Origin of the sequence: Orientia chuto str. Dubai (genome assembly GCF_000964595.1) — a bacterium.
Lineage (GTDB): Bacteria > Pseudomonadota > Alphaproteobacteria > Rickettsiales > Rickettsiaceae > Orientia > Orientia mediorientalis.
This window is the reverse complement of the sequence record NZ_LANP01000015.1, coordinates 19926-27078: the sequence shown is the minus strand read 5'-3', so window position 1 is coordinate 27078 and position 7153 is coordinate 19926. Positions and strand designations below refer to the sequence as shown.

General features: G+C 29.7%; 5 protein-coding genes. 1 reads left to right on the top strand and 4 read right to left on the bottom strand.

Translation table 11 applies throughout. The features are described 5' to 3' along the window. Nucleotides 1–1723 precede the first annotated feature (1723 nt). Nucleotides 1724–2347, bottom strand: a complete 624-nt coding sequence (gene rpsD, locus OCHUTO_RS02870; RefSeq protein ID WP_045797330.1) for a 30S ribosomal protein S4 — start codon at nucleotides 2345–2347, stop codon at nucleotides 1724–1726. Nucleotides 2348–2489: 142 nt separating this feature from the next. Between rpsD and OCHUTO_RS02865 the strand changes: the two genes are divergently transcribed. Next, a complete protein-coding gene (locus OCHUTO_RS02865; RefSeq protein WP_045797329.1) occupies nucleotides 2490–3263 on the top strand; it encodes an RsmE family RNA methyltransferase in 774 nt (257 codons plus the stop codon). A 1010-nt stretch (nucleotides 3264–4273) separates the two neighbouring features. Here the strand turns inward: OCHUTO_RS02865 and tsaE are convergent. From tsaE to ftsH, 3 genes are read right to left on the bottom strand one after another with little or no spacing between them, the layout of a single operon-like run. Further along, a complete protein-coding gene (gene tsaE / locus OCHUTO_RS02860; RefSeq protein WP_045797328.1) occupies nucleotides 4274–4696 on the bottom strand; it encodes a tRNA (adenosine(37)-N6)-threonylcarbamoyltransferase complex ATPase subunit type 1 TsaE in 423 nt (140 codons plus the stop codon). A gap of 8 nt (nucleotides 4697–4704) precedes the next feature. After that, nucleotides 4705–5247, bottom strand: a complete 543-nt coding sequence (locus tag OCHUTO_RS02855) for a DNA-3-methyladenine glycosylase (protein ID WP_045797327.1) — start codon at nucleotides 5245–5247, stop codon at nucleotides 4705–4707. Nucleotides 5248–5276: 29 nt separating this feature from the next. Beyond that, complete coding sequence (ftsH, locus tag OCHUTO_RS02850; protein ID WP_045797326.1) at nucleotides 5277–7151, bottom strand: ATP-dependent zinc metalloprotease FtsH; 1875 nt, start codon at nucleotides 7149–7151, stop codon at nucleotides 5277–5279. Between the last annotated feature and the right edge of the window lie 2 nt (nucleotides 7152–7153).

Genomic DNA, 7153 nt, shown 5'->3' with positions numbered 1-7153 from the left:
GCTCGAAACTTTGCTGATGACAAATATTAAAAGCAGTTTACTACTGTTGAAGCAACATGAAGGTGTCAAGATAGATTGTACTTTTGAAGACTCTATGAGTAGGTTAATTAAGGACTGGAGTCAGAGTAAGTTTTAGCCACATGAGCGCTTGATATTACAGTATGCAAAGATGTAGACGTCCTTAATTTGAGTGCAAGAGCCTTATTAAGGCAAATGGTACTCTGAAAGGTTTAGAATATTACCGTGCTGGTAAATCTTATATGGCTGGAGATAAAATCGTATTTCAAATATTTAAAGAACAGCTATTAGCAATAAAATATGCTAAAAATATAAAATCACAACAGCACTTAGATAATACATTTTTGTAATGTAGCCTAATAAAATCTCGTGCTAGCATAGCCTAGCAAAATTTTTATTTCTTTTTTTAATAAAATTTTCCTTTTTTTCCTATTCTCTAACCTTTTCTTATATTGAACTCTAATAAATTAAAAAATATTTCTATACTAAGAATTAGCTCTTAATTTTTTTGATAAATGTATCATATTGCTTTTTTAACTTTAAAGGCATACTGATAAATAGTATAAACACAATAAATTATAGCTAAAGTTGAAAATCGATTGATAAAAATGGAATTTTATGAGCTAATATAATCTTCCATTTCTTCTCTACATAGTGAAATTACAATAATAGCAATTGTAATAGCAAACAGTACTTAAAACACAGTTTTGAGTAATATAGTTAATCTTGCTATAATGCAGGCTAAGTAATTTTTTAAATAGGATCATATCTTCTTGCTAAATATGATTAACAGAATTTGCAATCTCCTATATTGCATCTATGTTACCAGTGCAATAAATTTTCATAGACTTTATTATTTGCTCCTGATAACTGCCCTTAAGTGCCTTACTTCTAAAGTATCTATAAATTAATAATCTTTAAAATCCTATATCATGCATTATAAGCTACTAACTCAGAAAAGGTTGCCAGATTTACTGAATCAATATCTTTAATACTGAATATAAGCTACTATAGCTATTTTCACAGGTGAATTTTCAACTATATTTTAAATACTTAAAAAATCAGTTTCTTCAAGTACTAATCTTGAAGTATCGATAATAGCTAATCCAGCATTAGTATCATTTCTTCCATATCTAGGTATATGTTTTATTACAGCTATTCCACTAGCAGAATCAATAGCTCTTTAACTGCTATTGGGTGAAGTTTGAAAAAACTATATTTTCCAAGGCCACGAACGATCTCCTATTACAGTACTAGCTCCATGAATTCTTAAGTCTATATTGAAAAACAGTTTACCTGTATCCCAAAACGTAACAAAAGCTGTGTAATAAGTATAATCTTATATTTTTTGATTCAGTAAATCTGACAACCTTTTCTAAGTTATTTGAAATAGCTTGAACCTTCTCCTTCATTTTTCCAAAGCTTTCCAAAATATGCTTGGTAGGTAATACTTCCTTTATTTTATACTGAATTTACTAATTGCTGCTCTGATTTGCAATGATATGCAAATAAAATGATTTCAACTCTGAGCTATGAAGTTTGAAAACCACCCTACTGCTATTTAAAATAGTCATCTAAACTCATGTCCTAATTTAACTTTCTTTATTTAAGAGTATCTTCAGGATACAACGATCTGCAAAGGTATATAATTTAAAGATTATATATTTCTTTAAAATACAAATTAAGCATGTTGATTACGATATATCTACGCTGAATAAAACTCAACAACTAAATTTATTTTTGGATCAAAAGGATACGGCACCTCGTCAATAGATGAAGGCATACGGATAAAGCTTCCTGTTAGCCTTTCATCATCAAAACTCAAATATTCTGGTACTTTTCGTCCCTTTGTTGAAACTGATCCTATAATTATAGGAATTTGCTTAGCTGATTCACTGATTTGAATAGAATCACCAGCTTTTACCTTATAACTTGCAATATTGATCTTTTTGCCATTAACCATAATATGCTTGTGACTTACTAACTGCCTTGCAGCAAAAATTGTTGGAGCAATATTTAACCTATAAACTACAGCATCAAGCCTTCTCTCAAGCAATGCAACTAAATTTTCAGCTGTATTTCCTCTCTTCTCTTGAGCAAGCTTAAAAGTATTCCTAAACTGCTTTTCTGATATTCGGCCATAATGAGACTTTAATCTTTGTTTTGCTATAAGATGCTTACTATAATCTGATCGCTTGCTAATACTTGTAGAATTACCCTGCTGACCAGGTTTATAATTTTTTTTATTAATTGCATCTTTCTGATGTCCCCAAACACTTATTCCTAGCCGCCTGCTAACTTTATATTTTGATTTAATAACCTTGGTCATTAATTACACTATCCATATGATATAAAAAATTATTCTAAAGGGATAATAATTTGAAAAACTAAAAATGTCAAACATTGTATTATATACTTCCCAAATACTTTAAAGTTATATTATTTTAGTAGTATAACTACAAATCAAAAATATGAAACTTAAAAAACTACATAGACTATATAGTTGCACATCATTAAACAGTGATACTACCGTTGAGTTATCAAAAGAGCAAATCCATTACTTAATCAATGTCTTAAGATGCAAAAATAATGATCAAATTAGAGTATTTAATAATATAGATGGTGAATATTTAGCTATTATTCATTTCATTAATTATAAACAGGTATTGTTACAAATAACAAATCAAATTAGGAGAATTACAAAAGAAGTTACCGAAAATAACTCACCATTAGTTCTTGCTCAATGCATTGTCAAACCAGAAAAAATGTCTAGAATAATTGATATGGCAACTCAAATAGGAATAACACATATAGTACCAATCATAAGCGAATACTCTCAGTATCTTAAATTTAATACAGAAAAATATAATAAAATCATCATAGAATCCTGCAGACAATCAGAACAATTAACTTTCCCCATTCTATCATCTCCAATAACCTTAGCAAACTTTTTATATCAAAAGAGCTCTAATTGTATATTATTAGCTAATGAACAGGAAACAGTACAACAAATATATCATGTGCCAGCATGTATACTTTCTAAAGCTTCAATTTTAATTGGGCCAGAGGGGGGTTTTTCAGAACAAGATTTAACCATATTAGGACAAGTAAGCAAAACTGGAACAATAAAATCAATAAGTTTAGGAAAAAATATTTTACGATCTGAAACTGCAGCAATATATTTTTTATCACAATTACAATTATTAAGAGTTATGCATAAACATACTAAACATAGTTGTAAATAAAAAATGTTAGTAAATTTATAAACCTCAGCTTTTAATTAAGAAATTTAGAATTAATAGAATGTTTAGTTAGGCTTAAGGCAATAAGCAACTAGGATAATTAATATATAGATGAAAAAAGCATTTCATATTAAACACTGTTTTTTATGTTTAAGCTTCAAAAAAGCTTTTAATATACTGAATATAGTTTTAATAAATTAAACGTTTACATAGTAAAACTTTTTTAACCAAAGAAAAAGAGTTTATTTTCCATGCTTTTCTTTATACCAGTCATCAACTTCAACCTTCAATCGCAAAAATTGGAAAATAATTCTTGTTTTTAAAGATACTTTATTACCAAAAACTAAACTAGTAATATGCTTGGTTAATTTAAAAAATAGTAGTCCCTTCATCTACACTTTTTTAGTTAATTTTAGGTCTTGAACTTTCTATTGTTTATTAATTAACTAATGTAATTTTAATCCTAAAACCAACCTTTACTAAGGTTGCAGTAAACAACAATACTATTTTAGAATATATCTTTGAATAGCTTATTTTAGGTATTCTGTTAGGCTTTATAGTATTATTCAAATAAATATGAACTATTAATCCATGAATTACGACTTCCAATATATCTTTTGATAATTTTTTTAATCTTCCATAGAGTATCTCTTATCCTTTATAAACCATTTTGTTAATAGCTATTTTTATATTCACAATTGACAATTTATCTCTCTAAGTCCTTTATCTAATCCTTCCTAATGAAAAACTGAGGTATTAACTGTCAGAGTTAAAACAATCTGTTTTAACTATTCTAATGTCAGATTATAAAGCTATTATTCACTGTTTTCCAACATAGTAAAGTTTCCGTTTTTTTTCTAAAAAAACTAAATAATCTTGCCCTTCTATTTTCTAACTGCTTACTTATATTAAACTCAAGTTGATATATATTTCCCTAATAATGTATTGAGAAAGTACAATAAAATTCATAGATTTTAAAAAATCTATAATGCTTTTTATTTTTATATTAATTATTATACTAAAGTTACAATTGAGCATAACCTCTCTAAATTAACATTCATAGTTATTTTTATACTAATATAAGGCCTAGGTATTATATCTTCTATTAGTTCTGGCCATTCAACTAAGCAAATATTTTGCTGCCATGCATCTTCAATACCTAACTCATAAATCTCATTACTATCTTTTAAACGATATAAATCAAAATGATAAATTACAAAGCTATCAACTTGATACTTTTGAAGTATATTAAAGGTTGGACTTGATACTATAGTATTAACTCCGCATATTGTACGAATAATTTCTTGGCACATAAAGGTCTTACCAGCTCCTAAATCACCGCTTAATGTGACTATTGATCCTGGACTTAAGTTTTTAGCTAATTGTCTAGCAAAAGCTGTAGTAGCATTTTGATTTTTTAACTTTATTTCAACCATATTTATATCTATACTCTAGCAATGTAAGAACACGTTTGAAAGAAAATTTCATCTGTAGCAACATATCGCCACATTTTATCTAATCCTTTAGAAATACCTATTCTAGCTGTAGACATATAATTTAACTTGCAACCTATATCTCTAATATAGAGCTCCTTAGATAAGGTAATATCAATAGCATTATGAGTTAAATTAATACCTAGAAACTGGCAAAGTTTTCCTGGCCCATTAAGATGTATATATGGAGGACAAATTAATTTTATCCCCCTGATTAAAGTTGCGGCTGGAAACCCTAATGCTTCAGTAACAATATTTAGACAATAATACTTACCATATATAAAATATACATAGCTAAACCCAGCTTGCCCAAACATAATTTGGGTCCTTTTTGTTATACCTTTAGCAGCATGACAAGCAGGATCATCTTGCCCAATATAGCTTTCTGTTTCAGTGATAACACCTTGAAAATTCTTATAACACAATAATTTACCAATTAAGTTAGCACTAACTATATTTGTATCCTGTAAAAAAAAATTCCTGCCTAAAATCATTTTCTATTTTTAAGAATAAAATCTCTTACTTAGATTATAGCAGCTTGTTCATTTTCTGAAGTACTCTTTGCTTTAGATTGCGCATTATTCTTTCTTTTTGCTTTAGGTTTATGCTCACCAAATACTAATAATTTAATATCATCCCCATTTAAAGTTTCTCTATCCAATAAACTGTTAGCAATAAGCTCTAACTTATCTAAATGTGAAGTTATTATCTTTCGAGCCAGTACATATCCTGCATCAATAAATTTTGTTACCTCATCTTCAATAATTTGAGCATTTTTTTCTGAAAGAGTTATTTTACTTTTTTGATTTAAATATGTCTCATAATACGAAGTATACTCCTGTGGTCCAACCTGATCACTTAAGCCTGCTTCAAGTACCATAAACCTAGCAATTCTCGTACATTGCTTAATATCTTCTGAAGCCCCAGTAGTTACTTTATCTTTTCCAAAAATCACTTCCTCTGCTATACGGCCTCCTAATGCTACTGCAATATTAGATTCTAGCTGTTCTCTAGTATAATTTAATCTATCATGCTCTGGTAATCTCATTACCATACCTAAAGAAGACCCCCTAGGAACAATAGTAACTTTATGAATTGGATCTGAAGCCTTAACATACAAAGCAACAATAGCATGCCCTGCTTCATGATAAGCAGTACAACGCTTTTGTTCATCAGTAAGAGCCATAGAGCGGCGCTCGCTTCCCATCATAATTTTATCTTTTGCTTGCTCCAATTCCTCATTAGTAATTTCTTTTTTATTATTTTTTGCTGCAATTAATGCTGATTCATTAACTATATTAGCCAATGCTGCCCCAGATAATCCAAATGTTCCACAAGCAATTGCCTTGACATTAATATCTGCAGCATGCTTTACTTTGCGTAAATGAACATTTAAAATCTTTTCTCTACCTTGTACATCAGGGTTAATTAAAACAATTTTTCTATCAAACCTTCCAGGACGCAATAAAGCCTTATCTAACACATCTGCACGATTAGTAGCGGCTACTACTATTACTCCTTCATTGGGTTCAAATCCATCCATTTCAACCAGTATCTGATTAAGAGTTTGTTCCCGCTCGTCATTTCCTCCCCCTAATCCTATACCTCTATGTCTACCAACTGCATCAACTTCATCAATGAAAACAATACAAGGAGCACTTTTTTTGGCTTGGTAAAACAGATCCCGAACTCTACTAGCTCCTATACCTACAAACATTTCAACAAAATCTGATCCCGAAATATGAAAAAACGGAACGCCAGCTTCACCAGCAATAGCTCTTGCTAATAAAGTTTTACCAGTACCCGGAGGGCCTACTAATAAACATCCTTTAGGAATTTTACCTCCCAATTTTTGAAATTTACCTGGATCCCTAAGAAATTCTACAATCTCCATTAATTCATCTTTAGCTTCTTCTATACCTGCAACATCCTTAAAAGAGACCCTAATACTGTTTTCAGACATTAATTTAGCCTTTGATCTACCAAAATATAATGCTTTACCAGATCCACTTTGCATCTGCCTCATAATAAATATCCATACTCCAATAAACAATAACATTGGAAACCAAGAAATAATAGTACTTATAAATATTCCCATTTTAGTACTTGTAGGTAAGACCTCAATATGTACACCATGATCATTTAAACGATTAACTAAATTATCATAATTGCCAAAATATGTTGAAAAACTACTACCATCAGTCAGTTCCCCTTCTAAACTTTGCCCTTGAATTTTTACCCTACTAACTTGCTTAGCGTCAACTCTAGCTAAAAAATCAGACAAATGTAGCTGCTGCTGACTAGTAATAAAACTTTCCCCCTGCAGCAAGTTAAATGCTACAACAAGTATAATAAATACTGTTGCCCAAAATAGTATATTTCTGTTTTGATTATTCATAT